General features: G+C 40.9%; 23 protein-coding genes and 1 other RNA gene. 2 read left to right on the plus strand and 22 right to left on the minus strand.

Going from position 1 to position 26,662, the window contains the following annotated elements:
* Positions 1–413: 413 nt before the first annotated feature.
* From cas6f to PTUN_RS12400, 3 genes are all read right to left on the minus strand, one after another.
* A complete protein-coding gene (cas6f, locus tag PTUN_RS12385; RefSeq protein WP_332306588.1) occupies positions 414–782 on the minus strand; it encodes a type I-F CRISPR-associated endoribonuclease Cas6/Csy4 in 369 nt (122 codons plus the stop codon).
* Between the two features lie 456 nt (positions 783–1,238).
* An RNA gene (ffs, locus tag PTUN_RS12395) (signal recognition particle sRNA small type) lies at positions 1,239–1,335 on the minus strand.
* A 98-nt stretch (positions 1,336–1,433) separates the two neighbouring features.
* A complete protein-coding gene (locus PTUN_RS12400) occupies positions 1,434–2,330 on the minus strand; it encodes a DUF3014 domain-containing protein (RefSeq protein WP_009837259.1) in 897 nt (298 codons plus the stop codon).
* 82 nt (positions 2,331–2,412) lie between these two features.
* Between PTUN_RS12400 and PTUN_RS12405 the strand changes: the two genes are divergently transcribed.
* Positions 2,413–3,558: a patatin-like phospholipase family protein gene (locus PTUN_RS12405; RefSeq protein ID WP_009837260.1), complete on the plus strand. Its 1,146-nt coding sequence runs from the start codon at positions 2,413–2,415 to the stop codon at positions 3,556–3,558.
* 20 nt (positions 3,559–3,578) lie between these two features.
* Here the strand turns inward: PTUN_RS12405 and PTUN_RS12410 are convergent, their stop codons facing one another.
* Positions 3,579–5,549 carry a monovalent cation:proton antiporter family protein gene (locus PTUN_RS12410; protein ID WP_040643710.1) on the minus strand — a complete coding sequence of 657 codons (1,971 nt, stop codon included), beginning with the start codon at positions 5,547–5,549 and terminating at the stop codon, positions 3,579–3,581.
* Between the two features lie 238 nt (positions 5,550–5,787).
* Here PTUN_RS12410 and PTUN_RS12415 point away from each other — a divergent pair, with 238 nt between their 5' ends.
* Entirely contained in the window at positions 5,788–6,684 is an 897-nt protein-coding gene (locus PTUN_RS12415) for a GGDEF domain-containing protein (protein ID WP_009837262.1), read from the plus strand.
* A 67-nt stretch (positions 6,685–6,751) separates the two neighbouring features.
* Here PTUN_RS12415 and PTUN_RS12420 read toward each other — a convergent pair whose 3' ends face one another.
* The 18 genes from PTUN_RS12420 to tsf form a co-directional block, all read right to left on the minus strand.
* A complete protein-coding gene (locus tag PTUN_RS12420) occupies positions 6,752–7,105 on the minus strand; it encodes a hypothetical protein (protein WP_009837263.1) in 354 nt (117 codons plus the stop codon).
* Positions 7,106–7,128: 23 nt separating this feature from the next.
* On the minus strand, positions 7,129–8,415 hold the full coding sequence (tilS, locus tag PTUN_RS12425; protein WP_009837264.1) for a tRNA lysidine(34) synthetase TilS: 1,287 nt from the start codon (positions 8,413–8,415) through the stop codon (positions 7,129–7,131).
* A gap of 32 nt (positions 8,416–8,447) precedes the next feature.
* Positions 8,448–9,404, minus strand: a complete 957-nt coding sequence (gene accA, locus PTUN_RS12430; protein WP_009837265.1) for an acetyl-CoA carboxylase carboxyl transferase subunit alpha — start codon at positions 9,402–9,404, stop codon at positions 8,448–8,450.
* A gap of 16 nt (positions 9,405–9,420) precedes the next feature.
* Entirely contained in the window at positions 9,421–12,912 is a 3,492-nt protein-coding gene (gene dnaE / locus PTUN_RS12435; RefSeq protein WP_009837266.1) for a DNA polymerase III subunit alpha, read from the minus strand.
* A 58-nt stretch (positions 12,913–12,970) separates the two neighbouring features.
* A complete protein-coding gene (gene rnhB, locus PTUN_RS12440; protein ID WP_009837267.1) occupies positions 12,971–13,555 on the minus strand; it encodes a ribonuclease HII in 585 nt (194 codons plus the stop codon).
* The gene (gene lpxB / locus PTUN_RS12445; RefSeq protein WP_040643638.1) at positions 13,545–14,693 is read right to left on the minus strand and encodes a lipid-A-disaccharide synthase; all 1,149 of its coding nucleotides are present in this window, start codon (positions 14,691–14,693) and stop codon (positions 13,545–13,547) included. Before lpxB ends, rnhB begins: the two co-directional genes overlap by 11 nt.
* Before the next feature lie 2 nt (positions 14,694–14,695).
* On the minus strand, positions 14,696–15,466 hold the full coding sequence (gene lpxA, locus PTUN_RS12450) for an acyl-ACP--UDP-N-acetylglucosamine O-acyltransferase (protein ID WP_009837269.1): 771 nt from the start codon (positions 15,464–15,466) through the stop codon (positions 14,696–14,698).
* A 2-nt stretch (positions 15,467–15,468) separates the two neighbouring features.
* Positions 15,469–15,921 carry a 3-hydroxyacyl-ACP dehydratase FabZ gene (gene fabZ / locus PTUN_RS12455; protein ID WP_009837270.1) on the minus strand — a complete coding sequence of 151 codons (453 nt, stop codon included), beginning with the start codon at positions 15,919–15,921 and terminating at the stop codon, positions 15,469–15,471.
* Positions 15,922–15,938: 17 nt separating this feature from the next.
* The gene (lpxD, locus tag PTUN_RS12460) at positions 15,939–16,979 is read right to left on the minus strand and encodes a UDP-3-O-(3-hydroxymyristoyl)glucosamine N-acyltransferase (protein ID WP_009837271.1); all 1,041 of its coding nucleotides are present in this window, start codon (positions 16,977–16,979) and stop codon (positions 15,939–15,941) included.
* A complete protein-coding gene (locus PTUN_RS12465; RefSeq protein ID WP_009837272.1) occupies positions 16,979–17,500 on the minus strand; it encodes an OmpH/Skp family outer membrane protein in 522 nt (173 codons plus the stop codon). Before PTUN_RS12465 ends, lpxD begins: the two co-directional genes overlap by 1 nt.
* A 12-nt stretch (positions 17,501–17,512) precedes the next feature.
* On the minus strand, positions 17,513–19,981 hold the full coding sequence (bamA, locus tag PTUN_RS12470; protein ID WP_009837273.1) for an outer membrane protein assembly factor BamA: 2,469 nt from the start codon (positions 19,979–19,981) through the stop codon (positions 17,513–17,515).
* 18 nt (positions 19,982–19,999) lie between these two features.
* Positions 20,000–21,352, minus strand: a complete 1,353-nt coding sequence (rseP, locus tag PTUN_RS12475) for a sigma E protease regulator RseP (RefSeq protein WP_009837274.1) — start codon at positions 21,350–21,352, stop codon at positions 20,000–20,002.
* Entirely contained in the window at positions 21,352–22,554 is a 1,203-nt protein-coding gene (gene ispC, locus PTUN_RS12480; RefSeq protein ID WP_040643640.1) for a 1-deoxy-D-xylulose-5-phosphate reductoisomerase, read from the minus strand. The genes rseP and ispC overlap by 1 nt, the downstream gene beginning before the upstream one ends.
* Positions 22,551–23,417, minus strand: coding sequence for a phosphatidate cytidylyltransferase (locus tag PTUN_RS12485; protein ID WP_040643641.1), 867 nt, complete (start codon positions 23,415–23,417; stop codon positions 22,551–22,553). The genes ispC and PTUN_RS12485 overlap by 4 nt, the downstream gene beginning before the upstream one ends.
* 20 nt (positions 23,418–23,437) lie before the next feature.
* Entirely contained in the window at positions 23,438–24,202 is a 765-nt protein-coding gene (locus PTUN_RS12490; RefSeq protein ID WP_009837277.1) for an isoprenyl transferase, read from the minus strand.
* A gap of 77 nt (positions 24,203–24,279) precedes the next feature.
* Positions 24,280–24,837, minus strand: a complete 558-nt coding sequence (gene frr / locus PTUN_RS12495) for a ribosome recycling factor (RefSeq protein WP_009837278.1) — start codon at positions 24,835–24,837, stop codon at positions 24,280–24,282.
* A 32-nt stretch (positions 24,838–24,869) separates the two neighbouring features.
* On the minus strand, positions 24,870–25,607 hold the full coding sequence (gene pyrH / locus PTUN_RS12500; protein WP_009837279.1) for a UMP kinase: 738 nt from the start codon (positions 25,605–25,607) through the stop codon (positions 24,870–24,872).
* Between the two features lie 145 nt (positions 25,608–25,752).
* A complete protein-coding gene (gene tsf, locus PTUN_RS12505) occupies positions 25,753–26,604 on the minus strand; it encodes a translation elongation factor Ts (protein WP_009837280.1) in 852 nt (283 codons plus the stop codon).
* Positions 26,605–26,662: the final 58 nt, after the last annotated feature.

Below are 26,662 nucleotides of genomic sequence, written 5' to 3' on the forward strand. Positions count from 1 at the left end.
AGTTAGCTCATTTAGCATCTGCTTGTATTGATTACTTTGAGAATATTGGACGATGGAACAAATAGCTAAATAAATGCTCCTTCAATTTAGCTCTAAAATACCTTTGATATTTGTAAATACTATTGCTGGTAGAAGGTTAATTAGGAACGTTGTTAATAGGCTTAAACATGGTTAGAACGCTTAAAAAGATCCCAGCGTTTGCTGGAGTCTCTATTCAGCCTCTGCCTATTCTGCAATTCACCTATAAACACCAAACTATCAAGTGATTTTCAAATGATTTACCCTTGTTTTTATGGAACTACATAACTTAATAAAATGGATATTTTATAACTATTTTAAAAAGGTATTTAAAGCTGGAACCGTGCCTTGCAAGGCTTGATTAGTTGCAAAACCATAATTATTAAATTGATTTCCTACAACATTGATATTTTCAATTTTTGTATATGAAGGAGAAAGCTTTGGCCGTTGGCTTTGCTTGATACGGGTATTGAATGAAAGTAGCCTATGTCCTTTGCCTCAAATTTATATTCAGGGTTGTAAACTTCGCCTCTGGCTTCAGCTCGTTTTTTAGCGCGTTTCAATCGTCTTTGCTTTTCGCCAACAAATGCTTTGGCTACTGATTGGTTACGAACAAACATAACCTCATTTTGCTCTGTTGGCACTTCGAGTATTTTTGATAAGTCAAATAACTTGTCATGAGCCATCATCTCAAAATAGCTTTGCTGAGATAGATAGGTTAATTGCTCTTTATCTGTCGATACAAACGCTATTTGATTACCTATTGTTTGCTCATTCCATTTAGGAAATCACACACCAATATTACTTATTTCACGTGAACTCATAAACCCGTGCAATTTTACTTCAATATATTTTTGCGGCTTCTTAATGATGAGTTAGCAAAAAGTCAGGCGTGTAACGGCAAATTCTGCCGTCAAACTCATATTCAAACCCTAACAGGTTTTTATTTCACGAGAGTATTCAAAGTGAAAGCGTGCATCGAATTCTAAGGATGATTCAACTAAGCAAGTGGCTTTGTTCTTTTGACTTGCAAACAAACTTGTAGAGGTTTTTGACTCTGGAGTGCTTTAGTTTACGCCTGATCATAACCATCACCGAATATGTGAGACGATTTCAAAGTAGGCTATGAAGGGTTATATTTCAATTTTTATGCGGGGTTTTAGTACAAACATGTCAACTTATACTTCAAACAACAGAATATTCTGTGATTTAGGTGGCGGTCCTACCAGCCGCATCCCGGCACACAAGTCACACGCTGTGGCTGCTCCCTTCCGGGCCTGACCAAGTTCACCTGCTATTGTTGCGAGAGGACCAATAAGACCACCATTGTGGGTCTTGTTAGACGCGGGGCAGATTATGGCTATTTTATCTGCCCAGTACAAGGAAAAATTAACTAAACTGCGCTGACTGCACAGTTATTGTTCATCTTTCACGGGTTGAGGCAGATGTTGCTTAATCTGCTTTAATGCTGCTTTGAGCTTTTTAAGGTTTTTAGGCCCCATGCGCAGTAATTGTTTTTGTGCTGCGGGTAGCTGTTCCCACTCTGAATAGGCAAACTTATACGTCACTGACTGAGCAATTAATGGCACATTTCCTGTTACAACTGGCGTGGTCATAATCACGTCAATAGCATCAAAAATACGCTGGTCGAACGAGGTATCAGGCAGCCCGACTTCTTGATAAGCCTCGTCAAATAAAACGTGGTATTGCTTAAATAATGCAACGGCCTGTTCTGGTGGAATTTGAGTAAATAAATCCACATAAGCATCATACCGTTGGTAGCTTTCTGGCGAGATAGTTAATACATCTTGATCTTGCACTGAAAATGATTCGAGCGGTTTTACAAACGGGTTATGTTGCTGTGCTAATTTCCCTTGAGCCAAGTTATCAACAAATACCACCACGCGACGAATAATGTCATCGTTCACAATTAAGTTTAAAACAGGCTTAGTATAAAAGTGGCTAAGTTGTTCTTTAACAAACACATCACTTTGTGCTAATGGAGGAATAGTAAACTCAGGCGCGACCACCTCTGGTACTGGTTTTCCCGTAGGCATTGGCGTAGGGTCTGATGGTATATTTACCTCATCTTCACTGTCACTATCAGCCTCTTCTTGTTCTGCTGGAGTCAAAATAGGTTGACTAAACTCTTCCATAACCACAGGAGCAGGCTTATTGATAGGTTGGGTATTTTTATTGCTAACTGACTGATAGAGATTAAAAACAGCAAAAACTAACACACCTAAAACACAAACTAGCGCTAAACTATATAGTGTGCGTTTTGTGGTTGTTACATTGTTTATTTCTGACATTATGTACTCACAGGAAAAGTAATTAATTTTTTGTTTGAAGATCATCTAAATTAAAAAAACTAAGCGGTATTCAACTATAACTATGTATAAAAATCAAACTAACCCAGCCAGTCTTAATACAGCATTATTGCTTACTGGCGGCGGGGCACGGGCAGCTTACCAAGTTGGCGTTTTAAAAGCTATAGCCAGTACTTTACCTCGCAATACCCCACTGCCTTTTAAAATAATAAATGGCACTTCGGCTGGGGCAATTAATGCAACCGCGTTATCGTGTTACGCCTCTTGTTTTCATTTAGGTGTCAAAAAACTAGAATGGGTGTGGCGACACTTTCATACTAGCCAAGTATATCATACCGATTTTGTTACCGTATTTGGCCATATTATTGGCAATATGCTCTCAAGCTTTCAGTCAAATTACATAAATCATCCACCAGCAAGCTTATTTGATAACGAGCCTTTACGTGGCTTGTTGAAACAAATGCTCGATTTACAACGCATCGACCGTAATATTACTTTGGGTCACTTAAAAGCGTTGTCAATTACTGCATCGAGCTATTCAAGTGGCGACTCGGTGGCCTTTTATCAAGCCAATGGCATTGCACCATGGCAACGAGCCAAACGGCGCGGTGAAAATACCACTATTAATATTGAACATTTAATGGCGTCCAGTGCTATCCCAATGGTGTTTCCAAGCATTAAAATCCGCAAAGGCTACTTTGGCGATGGTTCAATTCACCAGCATTCCCCCCTCAGCCCGCCTATTCACTTAGGAGCGAATAAAATATTTATTATTGGTGTCGACCAACCCAGTAATAATAAATATTTTGGCTTTCAGCCACACTATCCCGGCATTTCAACCATTGCAGGGCATCTATTAGACACTATATTTTCAGATACTTTACGCGCCGACATTGAGCGCCTTGAGCGGGTAAATCGTACGGTATCTTTATTACCTTCTCGTGATAAACACCAAGAACTTAAACGGGTTGATACCTACGTCATCAATCCATCACAAAACTTTAATGCCATAGCGAATCAACATTTCGCGGATATGCCATTTGCAATTAAAACATTACTGCGCATGATTGGGGTCAAGAAAAACTCGGAATCGAGCTTAGTCAGTTATTTATTATTTGAAAAATCCTATACCAAACATTTAATTGATATTGGCTTCCAAGATGGTTTAAATCAACAAAATGAAATTAAAGCGTTTTTAGAACTGCCTTAACACTCTTAACCAACTTAAAATCAATCCCCTTCAAGTAAATAACGTTCAGTACGCTCTACTTGACGGGGTTTGCCCCGAATAATCAAAATATCCTGCGCTTGAATTAACGTTTCTTCAGTTGGGTGGTCAATTTCGTTATCGTTACGACGCAGCCCCATGACTTCAACACGGCGCTTACTCAGTTTTAACTCACCTAAGGTTTTATTAACGGCAAATGCATCATCAGTGATAGCAATAGCGTGCATGTATTCTAATCTGCCAATACTTTCGGCACTTAAATCGGTGTTCTCTCCTGGAAAATAACCGTGCAAAATACCATAGCGATTTTTACGCTCTTGCTGCACCCGACGCAAAATACGTTTCACAGGTACGCCCGACATAAATAAAACATGCGAAACTAACATCAAACTCGCTTCGAGCGATTCGGGAACTACTTCAGTAACACCGGCATTTTTAAGTTCAATTAAATGCTGATCGTCACGCATTCTTACAAGTATTTTTACCGAGTCCGATAATTGACGCACCACACTCACCACACTCATTGCTTTGGCATAATCGGCAAAAGAAATAATCACTAAGCGACTTTTATCAACTTTGGCAGCTTTTAAAATATCTTTTTGTCGCACATGGCCAAATTGCACGTTTTCACCTGCGGCCTGTGCTTCACGCACTCGAATAGGATCAATGTCGAGCGCAATATAGGGAATGGCTTCAGCTTTTAAAAAACGGGCAACAGTTTGCCCAACGCGGCCAAAGCCGCAGATCACAACATGGTTAGTTAGATTGGTCGAAAAATTTGGCGCCGCAGTTTTATCTTGTTCTGATTTTTCGCCGCGCGAGAGTTTTTTAGCCAACTGCTGATTTTTATCAATCAAATACGGAGTCATTGCCATTGAAATCACCCCGATTGAAATTAGCAATGAAGCATATGAAGATTCAATCAGTTGATGTTGCAGTGCAAGTGCAATAAGTACAAAGCCAAACTCTCCCATTTGACATAACATTAATCCAGTTGCCCAAGCATCTTTTGCTGTTTCGCCCATAAAATGCGCTAACTGTTTAATTAGCAGAGCTTTAATTAAAATCAGGCCACAAACAGCGAGTAAAATCCAATAAGCATTAAACCATACAAAGCTCATATCGAGCTGCATGCCCACAGTAACAAAAAACAGCCCCATTAAAATATCACGAAAAGGCCGAATATCGGCTTCGAGTTGGTGACGATATTGACTTTCACCGAGCATGATCCCGGCTAAAAAAGCTCCAAGCGCCATTGATAAACCAAAAAAATGGGTTAGGCCAGAGGCAAATAAAGTCACTAATAACGTTGTTAAAACAAATAGTTCATCAGTGCGAAGTTGTGCCACTTCATTAAATAAGCGGGGCAAGACCCATTTACCAACTGCCCACAATAACATACAGACAAACGCCCCTTTCGTCAGGGCAATAGACAAGGCCCACACTAAATGATGCTCACCTTCACCACTTAACAGCGGCAAAATAATTAACAAGGGTACAACGGCAATATCTTGAAATAGCAAAATGCCAATTGCTAATTGACCACGGCGGGTATGAAGCTCTCCCGATTCACTCAATTGTTTTACCACAATCGCAGTTGATGAGAGTGCCAACAAAGTACCAATACTAAATGCGGTTGCAAAATGAGGATTATAAACCATAACAATGGCAATAATAATGCAGGAAGTTGCCACCACTTGCGCCGAACCTAAGCCAAATACAATGTGCCGCATCGCCATTAATTTTGGAATTGAGAATTCAAGCCCTAAACTAAATAACAAAAATACAATACCAAACTCAGCAACTAAATGAATTTCTTGGTATTCAGAAATCCATCCTAAAGCATGCGGCCCGACTAATACCCCAACAGCAAGGTAAGCAAGCACTGGGGGCAAATTAAGTCGTTTAAAGAGCCAAACGAGAACGACGGCAATTGCTAACAGACTAAAAATTTCAGTAAAAATCCCCTGCAAAACCATCTCCTTTTTTGAGTATTTTGGTCAAAATTATTTTTATTTATTGGGCTTAGAAACTGCAATCACTTATTTACTAATGAGCGGTAGGTTTTTGCAAAAGCGGCAGCAATTATTTGACAGCAAACATTCCATCTCTTAACTAAATATAGCAACCAACTGTTTTAATTCTAGTTTAATTTTTTGGTATTATTTTTGCTTTATCCACAGTAGAAATAAGTGATGTAAGGACTTAATTGTGGAAAATGTACATGTATTAGCGCAAAGAGTGGCTGGACGTGGCGAATTTTTGCCCCTTTCGGCAGAGTTTTACCGCTCGAACCCTATTGAGCAAGCACACGCCTTGGTTGCTCAGTTACAAAAAACCCTTGAACTGAATAAAATTATTAATATTTTTTCGATTGAAGCCGCCAAAGTTTTGCCGTTTTTAAGCTTACAATTTCATAGCACCGAAGGTGTGGTTGAAATGTCGGGCTCAAAACACATTGGCCAAACCGTTTCATTTGATTTAGAAGTTGAAGATGAACGCTTAGGGCAGCTGATTTATTTCACCAAACAACCCGTTACGGTAACAATTAAAGAGCAATTGCAAAAGCTACACTCAATTTTATTGTATCCACTACGTAATGCATTGCTGTTTCATCGCGTAAAAAAATTAGCGACTAAAGACTCACTAACAGGTCTAGGTAATCGCAGTCATTTTGATGACAGCCTCAATCGCAAATTAGAGCGTTGCCGCCGTCATCATCGAAGTTTTGGTTTAATGCTGCTTGATTTAGATAACTTTAAAGCAGTCAATGATACGCATGGTCATCAGGTCGGCGATACCATTTTACGCCGTTTTGCTGACTTGTTGAGTTTTAGCGTCAGAGGCACTGATACTATTTTTCGCTTTGGTGGCGATGAATTTGCTATTTTAGTAGACGATGATCATCATGCGGTGTCAAACATCTTGGCTAAACGCATTCAAGATGCGGTGCATCGCGACCTGTTATTAAAACAACATGAGGTTACGACCAGCATTGGTTTTACCCTTGCGACCAGCAAAGATGATCACCTACAGATTTTTGAACGTGCCGATAAGGCGTTATATAAAGCTAAAAATAATGGCCGAGACTGTAGTTTCGCCTTTTAACTAAAACCACAATTATTTCTGCTAAAAGCACTGCTTAGTATTTATCACGAAAGTGAATTAATGAGTACTAATGTGGTGCTTTTTTATATTGTACCAACCAATAAAAAGCGCTGAGTAACGCTGACAGCCCTAAAAAATAGCCGCTAATCAACTGCAATAACGCAAAGAATGTTGGAAGATGCGCCATTACAATTAATATTAATGGGCAAACTAATGCCAAAATAAAAAACAGCCCCCCCTTACCTCGCCAATAACCAAGCAGTAACAACGCACAGATTAAACCCGCGAGGGTACTTTGCATTAAGGTATCGAGTAACAATGGAGTGAGAAAATAACTCACCACTAAAAAAAATACTGCAATAACAACCCCAAAATGGGCTTTGGCGATAATTGACTGACCAACTTGTGCTGAATCTTTCATAGCTAAACGACTTCACTCTTTCATTAAACGAGTTGCCAATACACGCCATTATTTTGACTATGTAAGGCACTTAAATAAAAACCCACCACTTGCACCAACTCATCGTTATAAAAAACCAAGGGCACAGCATCACGCTGCCAAGCCGGTATTTTGGCTTCTTTTAACCAATGTTTTACCGTATTACGACCAGGCTTATGTAATGGTTTAATTAAACTGTTCATTTTACCAAATTGTACTGTGACGACCTCATCTGCAAAAGGCGCTCGGACCCCTTCGCCTTGCTGAAGCAATAAGGTGCGCCCATCGGCCAATAACAGTTGGTTACTATCAACTTTACAATCGTCCAACTTAACTTGATCTTTAACTATATAAAGTAACTGATTGTACTGACGAAGTTTGCCAGCACTGAGTTTAATCACTAAGTTGGCATCGGCTTTTTCGCTTTGTAGCTGACTGACCAACTCAGCCAAAACCGCATAAGATGGCATTAAACAACGGTGTAAAGCGAGCCAATAACGCAGTACATTACGCCTGCGAATATCACTTAACGCTAATAGTTTGAGGATCTGTAACTGTGACCCAAGTGCCACGGACTGATGGTCTAACTCTGCAATTTCATTAATTAAAGTTTGTTGCTCACGCAGTAGTGAGGCACTTCTGGCTACACACTGGTTAAAACCTGCAAAACGCGAATTAAGCTCAGGTAAAATCTGATGGCGTAAATAATTACGATCGTATTTCACATCAGAATTAGATTCATCTTCTATATGACTAAGATTAAACTGCTGACAAAATGCTTCGATGGATGCACGTGACGTCTCAAGTAACGGCCTTACTAATATACGCCCTTCAAACTCGCTCGTATTTGCCATTGCACTTAAACCGCTTAACCCTGAACCTCGTTTTAATTGCAAAAAGAAAGTTTCGACTTGGTCATCTTGGTGTTGACCAAGCAAAATCACATCCTGGACTTGAGTTACACTGACAAGTGCTTGATATCGAAGCTCACGAGCAACCGCCTCTAATGATTGGCGATTTTTCTTATCAATCGTTACGCTAATAGCATTAAAAGGAATGGTTAACTCGGCGCACAAACGCTGACAAAAATCTTGCCATGCATGTGCATGTGGGCTTATGCCATGATTAACATGCACCGCCTGTACTTTGACATCAGGATTGAGTGCTTGGTAGGTTGCAACTAGATGAAGCAATACCACCGAATCAACCCCACCCGAAAGCGCCACAGTCAATGTTTTTACATTGGGTGGGATCTGTTTGGCAAACTGATGATAAACCGGATGATGCTGCATACAAAAAAGCCGCTTAACGCGGCCCTTTTAGCTTAACAGTAACCAAAGGACATTAACCTTTGATAACGTTGGTCTAGCATTTCCTCTACTGATAACTCTTGCAGTTCTGCTAAATCGCGCTTGATTTGCGCTTTTAACGATTTTGCAATCGCATCGTAGTTACGGTGTGCACCACCTAATGGCTCTTGTACAATCGAATTAATTAAATCTAATTCTTTAACGCGATCGGCTGTTACACCCATAGCTTCTGCAGCAAGCGGCGCTTTATCGGCGCTTTTCCATAAAATAGAGGCACAACCTTCAGGTGAAATAACCGAATAGGTGCTGTATTGCAGCATGTTTACTCGATCACCCACACCAATGGCTAATGCACCACCAGAACCACCTTCACCAATAACAGTACAGATAGTTGGTACTTTTAAAGCAGCCATCACTTTTAAGTTACGTGCAATAGCCTCACTTTGACCGCGCTCTTCGGCGCCAACACCTGGGTATGCACCCGGCGTATCAATAAATGTAATGATTGGCATTTTAAAACGCTCAGCCATTTCCATTAAGCGTAATGCTTTACGGTAACCTTCTGGTTTTGGCATACCAAAGTTGCGTTTAATTTTTTCAGCTGTATCACGACCTTTTTGTTGACCAATTACCATTACTGGTTGGCCATCTAAACGCGCAATGCCGCCTAAAATTGCAGGATCGTTTGCATATGTACGATCACCACACAACTCATCAAATTCAGTGAAAATACGTTCAATATAATCACGGGTATAAGGACGTAATGGATGACGGGCTAATTTGGAAATTTGCCAAGCACCCAAGCCAGAAAAAATCTTTTCAGTCAGTTCAACGCTTTTTTCTTTTAAGCGATTCACTTCTTCTTCAAGACCAAGATCTAACGAACCACTACGGCCCACATTTTTCAGTTCTTCAATTTTTGCTTCTAGTTCTGCAACTGGAAGCTCAAAGTCCAGATAATTGAGACTCATGCTCTAAACTACCTAATTAGTTAAATTCTAAATCGATACTCTGCGCCACCAAGCGAGATAGATTTGCAAGCAAATCATCACTAGGCGTAACACACCATTCTGTTCCTAACGATAACTCTGCCACAATGTCAGGTCGTTCGTATTTTACTTTTATCGGACAAGTACCATATTTATATGGTTCTAGAACGTTTTGCAACTTATCAAAGAAGTTAGCATTAACATCCTGCATCTTCACTTTCATTATTATGCTGCGGATACGCTTTTCGCGTACAGCTTCGATGGTCGATACATCCCTAGCGGTCATTGTAATGCCACCAGAGAAGTTATCAAAGCTGACCTGTCCTGATATTACCAATATATTGTTGTTTTGCAGCAATTCTTGGTAAATTTCGAACTGTTCGGGGAAGAATCGTACATCCATACGTGCACTTTTATCATCCAAGGTGATCAATCCCCAGCGCTTGCCTTTTTTATTCACCAATACTCGCGTACTAATGACTAAACCAGCAACCGTAGCAGATACATCACGTTCGGTTGGTTGCACATCGACTAAACGACCTGCGGTATAATGTTTTAATTCTTTACGATACTGATTAATCGGATGACCAGTAAGATACAACCCTAAGGTTTCTCTTTCACCATCAAGCCATTCATTATCAGTAAAAAAAGGTGCAGATACAAATACATGTTCAACATCATTTGATTCTTCAGCTAATAAACCAAACAAATCACTTTGCCCAATTGCAGCCGCTTTATGATGTTGTTCGGCCGATTTCATCGCATCTTTTAGAGTTGCAATTAAAATCGAGCGAGCACCTTGTACTTTTTTCGGCCCTAAATTATCAAGTGCTCCCGCCATAATCAGCTTTTCAGCCACTCGACGGTTTACTCGCTTAAGGTCGACTCGAGCACAAAAATCAAATAAATCTCTAAATGGCCCGCCGCTCTGTCTTGCTTCTAAAATAGCATCAACGGGCGCTTCACCCACCCCTTTAATCGCACCAATGCCGTAGACAATCGCACCATCTAGGTTGACGGTGAACTTATACTCACCAAAATTGACATCGGGTGGCAATAAAGTGAGTTTCATATTCTCACACTCATCAACCAAGGTGACGATTTTATCGGTATTGTCCATATCCGCAGACATTACCGCAGCCATAAATTCGGCAGGGAAATGGGTTTTCATCCACAGCGTTTGATACGATACCAAGGCATACGCTGCGGAGTGTGATTTATTAAAACCATAACCTGCAAATTTTTCTACCAAGTCGAAGATTTTCATCGACAACTCGCCATCTACATTGTTGCCAATGGCGCCGGATTCAAAGGTAGAACGCTGTTTTGCCATTTCTTCGGGCTTTTTCTTACCCATCGCACGACGTAATAAATCCGCGCCACCTAAGCTATAACCTGCGAGTACCTGCGCAATTTGCATAACCTGTTCTTGGTATAAAATAATGCCGTAAGTCGGTTCCAAAATTGGCGCTAAGCTCTCGTGTTGGTACTGAGCATCTGGATACGATACTTCTTCGCGGCCGTGTTTTCGGTCAATAAAGTTATCAACCATGCCCGATTGAAGCGGACCAGGTCGGAACAAAGCCACCAAAGCAATCATATCTTCAAAACAGTCAGGCTTAAGGCGACGAACTAAGTCTTTCATACCGCGAGATTCTAGCTGGAATACCGCGGTAGTTTCAGCGCGTAATAGCAATTCAAAACTTTTAGGATCATCAAGCGGTATAAGCGTAATATCAATTGACTCTTTACCTTCACGCGCCAAACGGGTATTAGCCATTTGCACTGCCCACTGCAAAATGGTCAGTGTACGTAAACCTAAAAAGTCGAACTTAACTAAACCGGCGGTTTCCACATCGTTTTTATCAAACTGGGTGACCGGAAACTTGCCTTCATCATCGCAGTAAATTGCAGCAAAATCGGTAATTGTGGTCGGTGAAATAACCACACCACCGGCATGTTTACCTGCATTTCGCGTACATCCCTCTAAAATACGGCACTTATCAATCAGTTCTTTAACTTCATCATCGGTATCGTAAATTTCGGGTAAACGAGGTTCAACTTCAAACGCTTTAGCCAACGTCATGCCCGGATCGCCCGGAATGAGTTTTGAGATTTTATCAACAAAACCATAAGGATGGCCAAGTACACGACCCACATCCCGAATTACCGCTTTGGCCGCCATGGTACCAAAGGTAATAATCTGAGATACCGCATCACGGCCATATAATGCTGATACGTGATCGATTACCTCATCACGGCGATCCATACAAAAGTCGATATCAAAGTCGGGCATTGATACCCGCTCTGGATTTAGGAATCGTTCGAACAGCAAGTCAAATTGTAATGGATCTAAGTCAGTGATTTTAAGTGCATAAGCAACCAATGAACCTGCACCCGATCCCCGCCCTGGCCCAACAGGAATGTCGTTATCTTTACTCCACTGAATGAACTCCATTACGATGAGGAAGTAACCAGGAAATCCCATTTGGTTGATTACATCAAGTTCAATCTTTAAACGCTCATCGTATTCTTTACGCTGCTCGACCCGCTTAACCGGATCGGGAAACAGAATTTGTAATCGCTCTTCAAGGCCATCTTCAGAAACTTTTACTAAAAAATCTTCAATCGTAAGCTTACCGGTTGGGTAATCGGGTAAAAAATAAGTTCCTAACTGAATGGTAACATTACAGCGCTTGGCGATTTCAACCGAGTTGGCTAAAGCTTCTGGAATATCACTAAATACTTCGCACATTTGTGCTTCAGTTTTAAAATACTGCTGCTCTGAATAGCGTTTGGGTCGGCGATTATCATCAAGGGTATAACCATCATGAATGGCAACACGAATTTCGTGTGGTTCAAAGTCTTCTTTATGTAAAAACACCACTTCATTAGTGGCAACCACAGGAATACCGGTTTGATACGAATGTGCCACCGCTAAATGAAGATACTCTTCTTCTTGTGGGCGCTCAGTGCGCACTAACTCAAGAAAATAATGATCAGCAAATTCACGTTGATAAAACCCAGATACACTGTCGATTAGGCTCGGATTGCCTTTTAACAAGGCTTTTCCTAAGTCGCCATCTTTGGCTCCAGAGAGTAAAATTAGACCTTCTTTAAGCTCTACCAACCAGTCACGATCAACCATTGGACGATGCATCACATGGCCACGTAAGTAGGCTTTAGAGATGAGTAACGTTAAATTTTTATAACCTTGATTATTTTTTGCAATCACCGTTAAGCGACACATTTCATCAGGAAAATCAGGGCTTAATAACCAAATATCAGCGGCAACAATGGGTTTGATCCCGGCATAATGACAGCCATCATAAAAACGCACTAAACCACATAAATTCATTTGATCTGAAATGGCTAAGGCTGGCATGGCATATTCGGCTGCTTTGGCAACGATTTTTTTAGTCTTGGCAAGCCCATCGACCATCGAAAAATCACTGTGCACACGCAGATGAACAAAACTCGGTTGTGGCATTCTATCCTCATTGTTTGCACCCAGCTTTAATCTGAATGCAAAATATCACTGCAATAAATTAAGTCAGTAAAATCTTAACAGGTTTAAAACTTTTGCGGTGGTGCTCTGTCACACCATGCTGCTGAAGGGCTTCAAGATGCGCCTTAGTTGGATACCCTTTATGCCCTGCAAAACCATATTCGGGGAATTGGGCATCGAGTGCAATCATTTCATCATCACGCGCAACTTTCGCTAAAATTGAGGCCGCACTAATTTCAGCTACTAAACTATCGCCTTTTACCACAGCTTGCGCAGGTACTGATAGTTTAGGTAGGCGATTGCCATCAACAAATACAAACTCTGCTGGAATTGATAACCCTGCAACCGCTCTTGTCATGGCAAGCATGGTTGCATGTAAAATATTGAGCTCATCGATTTCGGCAACACTTGCGCGTGCAATGCAATAACAGAGTGCTTTTTCTTTAATTTCAATTGCTAATGCTTGGCGCTTTTTATCAGTTAATTTTTTAGAATCCGCAAGTCCTACAATTGGTTTGGTGGGATCTAAAATAACGGCTGCGGTAACCACATCACCCACTAAAGGACCGCGACCAACCTCATCAACTCCGGCAATAAACTGATAATTTGGATAATCAATTTGCATTTAATAACTCCAAAACCGCAATGGCGGCTTTATCACTGGCATCACATCGAATGTGTTTATGAATATCTGTAAACGTTGCAATTAGCTGGCTGTTATCACCAGTCAACAATGGATAAAGTGCCTGTGTAATCGCATCAGGCGTACATTGTTGTTGCAAAAGCTCGGGCACAAGAGGCGCATCAGCTAATAAATTAGGCAACGAAAAGTACTTAATAGTGAATTTGAAAAAAGTGTTATACACCCAATAAGACATGGCCTTAAGTTTATAACCAACCACCATTGGCTTTTTATAGAGCATGGTTTCAAGCGTTGCTGTGCCTGACGCAAGCAATACTGCTGTCGCGCTTTTTATCGCTACATCGGCTTGCGCATCAAGTAAGGAAAGCTTTAAATCAGGCGCTACTTTAGCCGCAATAGCTTGAAATTGTTGCTTACGCGCATCATTAACTAGCGGCACAACAACTTTAAGATTTGGGATTTTTGCTGCCAATAAATTTGCAGCTTCTAAATAGCATTCACTTAGTAAACCAACTTCTGAGCTGCGACTTCCGGGTAATAATGCTAAAACAATATCACTTTCGCTAAAACCGAGCTGGTCACGCGCATATTGCTGATTATGCTGCAACGCAATATCGTCAGCTAAGGTATGACCAACAAACGTACAGGGCACATAATGCTGATCGTAAAACGCTTTTTCAAAAGGTAATAAAGAAAGCACTAAATTAGTGGCTGCGGCAATTTTGAAAATACGCTTAGGTCGCCATGCCCAAACTGAAGGGCTAACATATTGAACCGTGGTAATACCGGCATTTTTAAGCGCTAATTCAACACGTAAATTAAAATCTGGCGCATCAATGCCAATAAAAACATCGGGAGGGTTATCAATAAAATGGGCAATAATGTGCTTTTTTATGTGCAATAAACGCGGTAAACGGCCAAGAACTTCAAACAACCCCATGACCGCCAGCTCTTCCATATCGAAAATGCTGTGGCAGCCAAGCGCCTTCATTTTAGGCCCTGCAATACCTTCAAAAACCACATTAGGATGACGTTTTTGCAGTGCTGTCATCAGTCCGGCACCTAAAATATCGCCGGAGTGTTCCCCGGCGATAATTCCTACTCGAAGCGGTCTATCCATACTTAACGCAGGATCCCACGCTCTGAGCGGGCAACAAAGTCAATCATAGTTTGCACTGCTGGAAATGCTGCAGCATCCTCAGCCATAGCTGCAAGTGCATCCTCTAATGACAGAGCTTTACGGTATAAGGTCTTATAAGCACGGCGAACGGCCATCACTTCTTCAGGTGAAAATCCACGGCGCTTCATACCTTCGGTATTAATTGCCACCGGACCTGCTGGTGTACCAATTGTTGTTACAAATGGCGGCACGTCTTTATTTACACCTGAATACATACCTACAAATGCATGATCACCAATTTTACAAAATTGATGCACACCTGAATTACCCGCTAAGATAACCCAATCGCCAACATGAACATGGCCGGCAACCGATGCGTTATTAGCAAAAATAACATTGCTACCTATCATGGCATCGTGTGCCACATGGGTATATGCCATAAACAAATTGTTACTACCAATTTGTGTTAAGCCTTGATCTTGGATCGTACCACGATGAATAGTGGCACATTCGCGAATCACGTTGTTATCACCAATCACTAAACGTGTTGGTTCATTGTTGTACTTTTTGTCTTGGCAACCTTCACCCACAGAGGCAAATTGGAAAATATGGTTACCAGAGCCAATCACTGAGGGGCCTTTAATCACCACGTGGGATTCGATGATATTGTTATCACCAATTACCACATCATTACCAATGTAAGTCCAAGGACCTATTGATACGTTTTCACCAATTTGAGCACCTGGCTCGATAATCGCAGATGGATGGATCACTATTAAAACTCTCTTCTAGCACACATTAATTCAGCAGAGCACACCACAACACCGTCTACTTTAGCTTCGCCATAAAACTTCCAAATATTGCGACGTTCTTTAACAAATTCAACGTGAAGGTGCATTGTATCACCAGGATATACCGGCTTTTTAAAGCGGGCGTTATCAATGGCAGCAAACAAGTATAGTTCATTTTCGCTGGTGTTCTCGGCTGTTTTAAAGCCAAGCAAACCCGTTGCTTGCGCAAGTGCTTCTAAAATTAAAACTCCAGGGAAAATAGGCTGATTTGGGAAGTGCCCAGTAAAAATTGGTTCGTTAATCGTTACATTCTTGATTGCATGTAATGATTTACCAGCTTCGTAGTCCACCACTTTATCAACCAACAGCATAGGATAGCGATGGGGTAATAACTTTATAATCTCGAGAATATCAAAGCTGTTTAATTCATTAGCCAAAACGCAGTTCCTTACCGTTATTTATCATCAGCTTGCATAGTGGCTTTAAACGCCTCAAGCTGCTTAATTTTTTGATTCATGTCACCTAAATGACGAAATTGAGCGATTTGCTTACGCCATTCTTTATTACTGCTATGCGGTAAACCTGATGAATATACGCCCGGCTCCGTGACTGATTTTGTCACCATCGTCATACCAGTGAAAATAACCCCATCACAGACATCAATATGGCCGTTAATGCCACACAAACCTGCAATTTGGCAATATTTACCAATTGTTGTACTACCCGCAATCACACTGCATGCAGCTATTGCGGTGCCTTCACCGATAATCACGTTATGGGCTAAATGCACCATATTATCGATAATGACATTTGAGTGGATTTCAGTATTTTCAATTGCACCGCGATCGATGGCGGTATTGGCACCAATCTCAACCTGATCACCAATAACAACTGAACCTACTTGTGGGATTTTAACCCATTGACCACGTTCGTTGGCAAAACCAAATCCATCGGATCCAATTACTGCGCCAGAATGAAATACGCAGTTTTGACCAATTACCACATCATGATAGATAGTCACATTGGCCCAAATTTTTGTATTTGTACCTATTGTAGCACATCTACCAATAAAACTACCCGCACCAATTTGTACATAATCACCCACTACAGCCCCTGCCTCAATAACCACATTGGCACCAATGTTGGCAAGTGGGCTAATATTAGCGCTAGGTTCAATAACCGCAGAAGGATGGATCCCTGTATGGGCTGCCACTGGAGTGGTATCCATAAATTGTGCTAATTTGGCATAAGCGACATAAGGATTGGCTACAATTAGTTTAGTACCGGTGAAGTACTCGCTGTCTTCTTGCGTTAAAATAACGGCTGCAGCCTGAGTCATCTCAAGTTGTTTACGGTATTTTTTTTGCGAAAGGAAACTAACTTCATTCGATTGCGCTTTATCTAAACTAGCGATGCGGGTGATATTCACCGCGCCATCGCCAATGAGTTGCGCGCCCAAATGTTCAGCTATTTGTGCTAACGAAAAACTTTGCATTATTTTACTTTACTAACTCTTTCAATCACTTTATCTGATAAATCAGGGATTTTATCCGCATCGATATAGATAATGGTGTCTTTACGTTTTACTTCATCAAATTTACCTGCTTTAGCTTCTTGCTCAATTGCTTGCATCACAAGTGCTTGAACTTTGGCTAATTCTTGATTTTGACGTAGTTTCATTTCTTGCTCAAGCGGACGTGCTTGATCAGCAAAATCTTGCTGCATTTTTTGAATTTTTTCTTTAAGCGTATCTTGTTGAGCTTTGCTCATTGTCGCGCTTTCACGTTTGAACTTTTCAGCTTCAAAACGAATGTCGCCTTGTAATTTTTCAACTGCCTGACGACGTTCCGCAAACTCAGTTTGAAGCGCCTGTTCAACTGCCGCCATCTGTGGCAATTGCGTAAAAATTTGCTGCATATCAACGATGGCAACTTTATGGGCAAAAGCCATTGAAGATGCGCCCATTAACAAGGTTGCTAGGATAGACATCGCTGTTGTTTTAATTGTTTTAGTCACAAATATACTCCTTTAGAAAGTGTTTGCTATGTTGAAGCTGATTGATTTAGTTTCGTCGTCTTCTTCTTTTTTCAACGGATACGCAAAACTAATTAACATCGGCCCCATAGGTGAAATCCACTGGATTGATAAACCTGTTGATACTCTGAAACGACCAGCGTCTGAGTAATCATCAAGCTTTGCTTTTTCATCAGGTGATAAATTCGAAAATTTATTCACATCAAATTCGGTGTCCCATACGTTTGCTGCATCAACAAACAAGCTTGTACGCACAGAACCGCTATTATCATCATCTAAGAATGGCGTTGGAACAATAAATTCCATACCCGCTGTAATTTTAGCATTACCACCGATACGACCTGCAGCTTGAATCTGGTCGAATGTTGCGTTAGCACCGATGCCACTTGATGAACCATCGCTGCCTGGTGTACCTGGCAATAATTGAGGGCTACGGATAATCGCTCGCGGTAAAATAGTATTACGGTCAAAACCACGCAGTTCTTGTTCTGTAATACGAGAGTATTCTTGAACAGGTAATACTTGGTCATAACCATTGGTTTTACCATAACCATTACCATAACCAATCGCTGCACGTGATAGAAATGCCCATTTATGGTCATTACTAATTGGCCAATAAAACTTAGTATCAAAATTAATTTTGAAATAGGTTAAATCAGAATTTGGCGTAGTGGCTTTTAAACTTAACAACTGGCTTGAACCATCGGTTGGAAATAAACCACGGTTACGCGTATCACGTTGCCAAGCGGCACTTAGCTCAAACTTTGTAAAGTTAAAGCCTGCATCTGGGTCTTCTGGGTCAAGGAAAGTTTCTCGCATGATACGAGTTTGTTCGTATTCAGCTAATTCAGAAAGCTCTTCTTTACTCCATGTAATACCAAAATTTAACCGGTTATTGGCAATAATTGGAAAACCAATGTTGGTACCAATACCGTAAGATTTACTTTTATAATCAATTAACGAGAACTTACTTGCATCATAGTTACGATAAAAAATGCTACTACCATGACTTACACCATCGGGCGTAAAATAAGGGTCGGTAAAAGATAAATTGATTTGCTCAGAACCAGTTGAAGTATTGACGTTAAACGCCACTTGGTTACCGCTACCTAAAAAGTTCGATTCACTGATACCAAAGTTAAATTGCACACCGTAGTACGAACCATAAGCAAGGCCAGCATTAAAACTACCCGCTGATTGTTCTTTAACATTAAAATCAACATCAACCTGATCTTCAATACCTGGAACTGGTACGATATTAAAATCAACCTTCTCCATGTACATCAAACGCTGAATTTGTAGTTTTGAACGCTCAAGTGATTGGTTTGATAACCATGCGCCTTCAAGCTGCGCCATCTCACGACGCACAACATGATCTGCGGTATTTTCGTTACCAGACACATTAATACGACGCACATAAATACGCTTACCCGGGTCGACTGAAAGCGTTAGTTTTACTTCTTTAGTCGCTTCATCTACTTCTGGGATGGTTCGCACTTCGGCATTGGCATAACCAAAACGCGCCAAGTAATTTTTAATAAACTCTTCTGACGACGTCACCACAGAGCCGTTATAAAGCTCACCGGTTCTAAGCGGGATGACAGCTCGAATAAGTTCCTCACGGTCAAGCAAATCACCAATGAAATCAAATTCTTTAACCGTATATTGTTCGCCCTCAGTCATGTTTACTGTGACATAAACAGATTCTTTTTCAGGACTAACTGATACTTGAGTAGAGTCAATATTGAATTTTAGATAACCACGATCAAGGTAGTAACTACGGATTTTTTCCAAGTCACCTTGAATGGTTTGTTTTTGATAACGGTCATTAGCCATAAAATCCCACCAAGGTAAATCTTGTTGAGATTCAACTTGCAGCATTAACTCTTCATCAGAGAAAAGCTCGTTACCCACTAAGTTAATTTGACGAATCGAAGCGGCTTCGCCTTCTTTGAATTCTAATTTTAACTTAACACGGTTACGTGGCAATTTGGTGATCGTGATATCAATATCGGCATTGTATTTACCAATACCATGAAAAAATTCAATTAAACCTTTTTCAACACCATCAACTATGGTGCGATCAAGCGGCTCACCTACCACAATGTTCTGACGTTCTAAACTTTCATTAAGCTGTTCATCTTTAATGTCTTTATTACCTTCAAACTCAATCGCGCTGATGGTAGGACGTTCTTTTACTTTAAAGATGATTTTTTCACCATCACGGTATGCGCTGATAGTGTCAAAATGACCAGACTTATACAAAGCTTTGATCGTTTTCGAAATCGTGTAGTTATCTACGTTATCGCCAATGTTAATTGGTATATGAGTTAAAGCGGCACCGAGTGCTACACGTTGAAGGCCTTCAACTTTTAAATCTTGTACGATAAAGGATTCTTGGCCACAGGCAAAAAAGCTTGCCCCTAATAAACCCGTTACAGCCAAATGTTTTTTTATAGCCATGTTATTATCTTATGTCCTTTACAACCGCATAAAATCATTAAACAGCGCGAGGCTGGTCAACAATAATAGGATCAGCGCACCGATCCTAAAACCTAATTCTTGTGTCTTTTCAGAGACTGGTTTTTTTGTGATAAGTTCAATTAGGTAATACATTAAATGCCCGCCGTCTAAAATTGGCAAGGGTAATAAATTAAAAACACCTAAATTGACACTGATCAGAGCTAAAAAGCTCAAAAATGCAACTAAGCCATAGCTAACGCTTGTTCCAGCGCCCACAGCAATCCCAATTGGGCCACTTAAGTTCTGAACTGACACCTGTCCTGTTACCAGATTTGCGATCATTTCAAAGCTTAACGCTATCATTTGCCATGTTTTGGCTATTCCTTGCTCAATTGCAGCAAAAGGGCCAAATTGTCTGGAGGTAATATACCCTTGCGGCCACGCTTCGACCAGCGGTAAAACACCTAAATGTCCTTGACTAAAACCATCTTGAGTCTGTTTATTTTGTGGAATGACGGTTAAGTTTTGCGGCTCCCCATTTCGGGTAATCGTAAATAATAGACTTTTATCTGCAGATTTTTGAATTATCGCTACTAACTGCTGCCAAGTTTCTATTTTTTCGCCATCAATTAAATGAATAGTATCCCCAACAATTAAGCCTGCTTTATCTGCTGCAGAATGTTCAACAATTTGTGCTAATTGAAGCGATACCTTAGGAGTAAATGGCGTGACGCCTATAGAATGAATAGGTGACACTGCGTTGGCTTCAAGTGTCCAGCCCGATAAATTGAGGTGTTTTATACTTTGTTCGCCTTGCTTATCAGTCACAGTGACAGGCAAACTTGCTTCACCCATATTTTGCATTAACGCAAAAGTTGCTTCACGCCAATCAAAAATAGCTTCATCACCAATTTTCACTATCTTTTGTTCAGCACTTAAGCCTGCTTGATATGCGCGACTTCCCTCTTCAACGTTACCAATCACAGGGCTAATGCTTTTAACCCCAATCATGTACATCAAGGCCAGTACTGCAATGGCAAAAATGAAATTAGCCATTGGGCCTGCTGCAACAATCGCTATTTTGGCGTAAATAGATTTACCATTAAATGACAAATGACGTTGCGCCTCTGGCACCTCTTCAATGCGCTCATCGAGCATTTTAACGTAGCCACCCAATGGAATGGCGGCTATTACGTATTCAGTGCCTTTTTTGTCATACCAACGCACGAGTACTTTGCCAAAACCAATCGAAAAACGCTGAACAAATACACCGTTACGGCGTGCAACCCAAAAATGGCCATATTCATGTACGGTCACTAAGATACCAAGCGCAACAATAAACGAGCCTAAATTCCATAAGATTTCAAGCATCAGTTTAGACCTCGAGCAATCAGTTGTTCAGCGCTTTGACGGGCGGCAAAATCAATCGCCATAATTTCTTCAAGAGTATTTGGTTCGGTACAGACAAGCGCAGATAGAACGGCAGCATTGATAGTATAAATATCGGTAAAACGAATTTTCTTAGCCAAAAATGCCGCAACTGATACTTCATTAGCGGCATTAAGCGTGGTTGTTGCTGCTTGACCGTCAGCGCAAGCATCAATGGCTAACTTTAAATTGGGGTAACGAGCAAAATCAGGCTTACAAAAGCTAAATTGCGCAAGTTTACTAAAATCAAGAGGCGCTACACCTGCATCAATTCTGTTTGGAAAAGCCAGCGCATGGGCAATTGGAGTGCGCATATCAGGGTTCCCCATTTGTGCAATCACAGAACCATCTTGATACTGTACCATCGAATGAATAATACTTTGAGGATGAATAATGACTTCAATATCATCCGCTTGGCAATTAAACATCCACTTAGCTTCAATAAACTCTAAGCCTTTGTTCATCATGGTTGCTGAGTCGACCGATATTTTTTGCCCCATCGACCAATTTGGATGTGAAACCGCTTCTTCTACCGTTACATCAGCCAAAGTATCAAGTGCGCGTGTCAAAAATGGGCCACCCGAACCAGTTAATAATATTTTACTTACGCCCTGCTCTGTAAGCGTTTTTGTATAACACGGTGTATGTGCATCAAGTGGTAGCGCTTGAAAAATTGCATTATGTTCAGAATCGATGGGAAGTAAAATTGCATTATGCTGTTTTACTTTTTCAATAAACAAGCGCCCCGACATTACTAAGGCTTCTTTGTTTGCCAATAGGATTTTTTTACCCTGTTCAACCGCAGCAAGTGTAGGGGCAAGTCCAGCAGCGCCAACAATAGCGGCCATAACCACATCAACCTCTGAGGCGGATGCGACATCGCACAAGGCTTGTGGACCAAAAAGAACCTGTGTTTTGCAATCGTGAGTATTTAATTGTTCTTGCAACAGCTTAGCTGTCGGCTCATCAGCCATTACGGCATATTTAGGCTTAAAAGCTAAACATTGCTGGCACATCAACTGATAATTGTAATGTGCAGTTAGTGCAAAAACCTCAATCCCCGAATTACGACTGACGACGTCTAATGTATTTACGCCGATAGAACCCGTAGAACCTAATACACACAAACGCTGCATCGAGGTCATATTTGAAGCGCCCATGCGTAACAGGCAACAAAAATAGGGGCCGCAGCAGTTAAACTGTCAATACGATCTAAAATACCACCGTGACCCGGTAAGCAAGAGCCTGAATCTTTAAGCCCTGCTTCGCGTTTAAACATACTCTCAAGTAAATCACCGATTGCAGAAAACAGCGCAATGAAAACGGTTAAAAACCCATAAATTAGCCACTTATCAGCTGGTACATCAGCAAAATAACAAAAACAAACAATGAAGATAACACTTGCAACTAAGCCACCTGCTAAGCCCTCTATCGTTTTATTTGGGCTTACATGAGGCATAAGTTTATGCTTACCGAAGTTTTTACCAGTAAAAAATGCGCCAATATCTGCACTCCAAACAATCCCCAGTACTGCCATTATTAATAATGAGCCATGTAATGTTGATTCTTGATATTCAGCGCTGCGCAATGTATTAAGTGCAAGCCATAATGGCACGAGTGTTAAAACACCTGCAATGGCACGCATCACAATGCCTTTATTCCACGCTTTGGCCGCACGTGGATAACTCCAAACTAAGCAAGTAGCCACTAACCACCATGCAACCGATAAGGTAAATACATAATTTACATCGCCTGCTAAATGATGATTTTGCCACAATTGCTCTATTGGCCAGACAAAATTCAAACAGCATAACAGCACGGCCATAAAAGCCACATACCCGAACCGCATTGGAAGTTTTTTCAAGCCCATAAACGCAGACCATTCCCATGCACCGAGCAATACAATACCTGCCGCGATATAACTAAATAAGGTCAATGGTGTATAAAACACTAGAGCCAAAGCGGCTGGAGCTAACACCAAAGAGGTGAGAATACGTTGTTTTAGCAAACTTTATACCTTCAACTGTGTCACTTTACTTGCGATAATAATTGTTTTATTTGTTCGCCAGTACACCCAAAGCGACGTTCACGACTGACATAACATGCAATTGCATTGGCAAATGCTTCATCATCAAAATCAGGCCACAGAGTCTCTGTAAAATACAATTCGGCATAGGCAGCTTGCCATAATAAGAAATTACTAATTCGCAAATCACCACCGGTTCGTATGAGTAAATCAAGTGGTGCTTGCTCTGCCATAGAAATATTTGCCGATAACATATCTTCGGTGATATCACTACTTTGTAAATTACCTTGTTCAACGTCTGCTGCTAATTTTTTTGCAGCTTGCATGATGTCCCAACGACCACCGTAATTGGCGGCGATGTTTAAACACAATCCTTGATTATCTTTGGTTAGCGCTTGAGCTTCAACCACTCTTTGCTGCAACTTGGCAGAAAAACGAGAAAGATCACCAATTATTTGTAATTTTACATTGTTCTTATGTAGTTTTTTTACTTCTTTGGTTAAAACTAATAAAAACAATTCCATCAAGGTACTAACTTCGTCTTCAGGACGACGCCAGTTTTCACTACTAAAAGCAAATAAAGTAAGTGAACTTATTTCTAGCCGACTACAAAATTGGACTGCACGGCGCACCGCATCAACCCCTTTTTTATGTCCAAATACGCGAGGCTTCCCTCTTTGTTGAGCCCAGCGTCCATTACCATCCATAATTATTGCAATGTGTTTTGGTAATGATTGTTGGCTAACCGTGTCAGAACTTAAAATCATCGAGCTTTGTACTTCCTCATAAAAAAACGCCGTCTAGTATATCCTAGACGGCGTTTCTTGACTAACAGTTTAGCTGCTTAGATTTCCATCAACTCAGCTTCTTTAACTGCCAGTTTCGCATCTAAATCTTTAATGAACTTATCTGTAAGCTTTTGAATTTCATCATCACTTTTACGTTGTTCATCTTCAGAGATTGCTTTATCTTTTAGCAATGCTTTAACATCAGCATTTGCATCACGACGAATGTTACGGATAGCAACACGACCCGCTTCAGCTTCAGCACGTACAACCTTAATCAGGTCTTTACGACGCTCTTCTGTTAACGGAGGAAGCGGCACACGAATCATCATGCCAGAAGACATTGGGTTTAAACCTAAATCCGACGCTAAAATTGCTTTCTCTACCGCTTGACCTAATGATTTATCAAACACAGAAATAGACAATGTACGTGCATCTTCAACACTTACGTTTGCGACTTGGTTTAATGGCGTTTCAGCACCGTAATACATTACTTTTAAGCCGTCTAATAAACTTGGATGAGCACGACCAGTACGAATTTTTGATAATTGGCTAACTAGTGCTTCAACACTTTTTTGCATGCGTGTTGCTGCATTTTTTTGAATATCGTTAATCACAATGAATCTTCCTAATCTATTTTTATACTGATTTATTCTGGTGAATTTGAAGTAATTAAAGTGCCTTCATCTTCACCCATAATGACACGTTTTAACGCGCCTGGTTTATTCATGTTAAATACGCTGATAGGCATATTATGATCGCGAGCTAATGTAAAGGCTGCAAGATCCATTACTTTAAGCTCTTTTTCAATGATTTCACTGTGCGTTAGAGTACGGTACAAGGTGGCATCAGGATTTTTAACTGGATCATCACTGTAAACACCATCAACTTTAGTCGCTTTAATAACCGTATCGGCTTCGATTTCAATACCACGTAAACACGCAGCAGAATCGGTAGTAAAGAAAGGATTACCTGTGCCCGCAGCAAAAATCACAACTCGGCCTGATTTTAACAAGCTGATAGCTTCAGCCCAATTGTACGCGTCACATACACCATTTAATGGAATAGCAGACATTAAACGTGCATTTACAAATGCACGATGTAGCGCATCGCGCATCGCCAAACCATTCATTACAGTTGCCAGCATGCCCATGTGATCACCGACCACTCGATTCATACCCGCTTCAGCCAAAGAACCACCACGCAAAAAGTTACCGCCACCGATAACCAAACCCACTTCTATGTCTAATTCTACTAGCTCTTTAATTTCTTGAGCCATGCGATCAAGTACTTTTGGATCAATTCCAAAACCCTCATCGCCCATTAAGGCTTCACCACTTAATTTAAGCAGAACACGTCTAAAAATAGGCTTACGATTTGTATTCATAGTCTTCCTGGCCAGATTGAAAATTGAATTTACAGATAAAAAATAACCGCGCTAACTTCTAGCGAAATTACTGCGCGGCTATTCTAAATAATTTTGTGCATTGAAGCAAAACAAACTAGGCTCGTTTTACTTCTAAACAAGGTGATTATGCACCTTTTGCAGCTGCAATTTGAGCAGCAACTTCAGCAGCAAAATCTTCTGCTTTTTTCTCGATGCCTTCACCAACTTCTAAACGTACGAAGCCAGAAAGTGTCGCGCTTTTCTCTTTAAGGAAATCGCCAACTGATTTTTTCGGATCCATGATGAATGCTTGACCAGTAAGAGAAACCTCACCAGTAAATTTCTTCATGCGGCCTTCAACCATTTTTTCTGCGATTTCTGCTGGTTTACCTTCGTTGATTGCGATGTCGATTTGAACTAAACGCTCTTTTTCAACAACATCAGCAGGTACGTCAGCAGGGTTTAAAAACTCTGGACGTGAAGCAGCTACGTGCATAGCAACGTGCTTAAGTGTCTCTTCATCAGCTTCACCGGCAACAACAACACCGATACGCTCGCCGTGACGGTAAGTAGCTAAATTAGTACCAGAGATATATTGAACGCGACGTACGTTGATGTTTTCACCAATTTTAGCAACTAGTGCAACACGGTCTTCTTCAAACTGAGCTTGTAAATCTTCGATTGTAGTAACAGTCGCGATTGCAGCATCAGAAACTTTGTTAGCAAATGCTAAGAAGCTTGCATCTTTAGCTACGAAGTCAGTTTGACAGTTAATTTCTACTAAAGCAGCAACACCGTCAGCTTGTTTGATGATGATTGTACCTTCAGCAGCAATGTTACCTGCTTTTTTAGCAGCTTTAGCAGCACCGCTCTTACGCATGTTTTCGATCGCTAGCTCGATATCACCGTTAGTTTCAGTTAGTGCTTTTTTACAATCCATCATGCCAGCGCCAGTGCGCTCACGTAATTCTTTAACTAGGGCAGCAGTTACAGCCATTAGTAAATCCTCAAATTCGAGTCTGTTTGAAATAAGCGGGAGCACTGCTCCCGCTAGA

Source organism: Pseudoalteromonas tunicata, from assembly GCF_002310815.1.
GTDB classification, from domain to species: Bacteria; Pseudomonadota; Gammaproteobacteria; order Enterobacterales; family Alteromonadaceae; genus Pseudoalteromonas; species Pseudoalteromonas tunicata.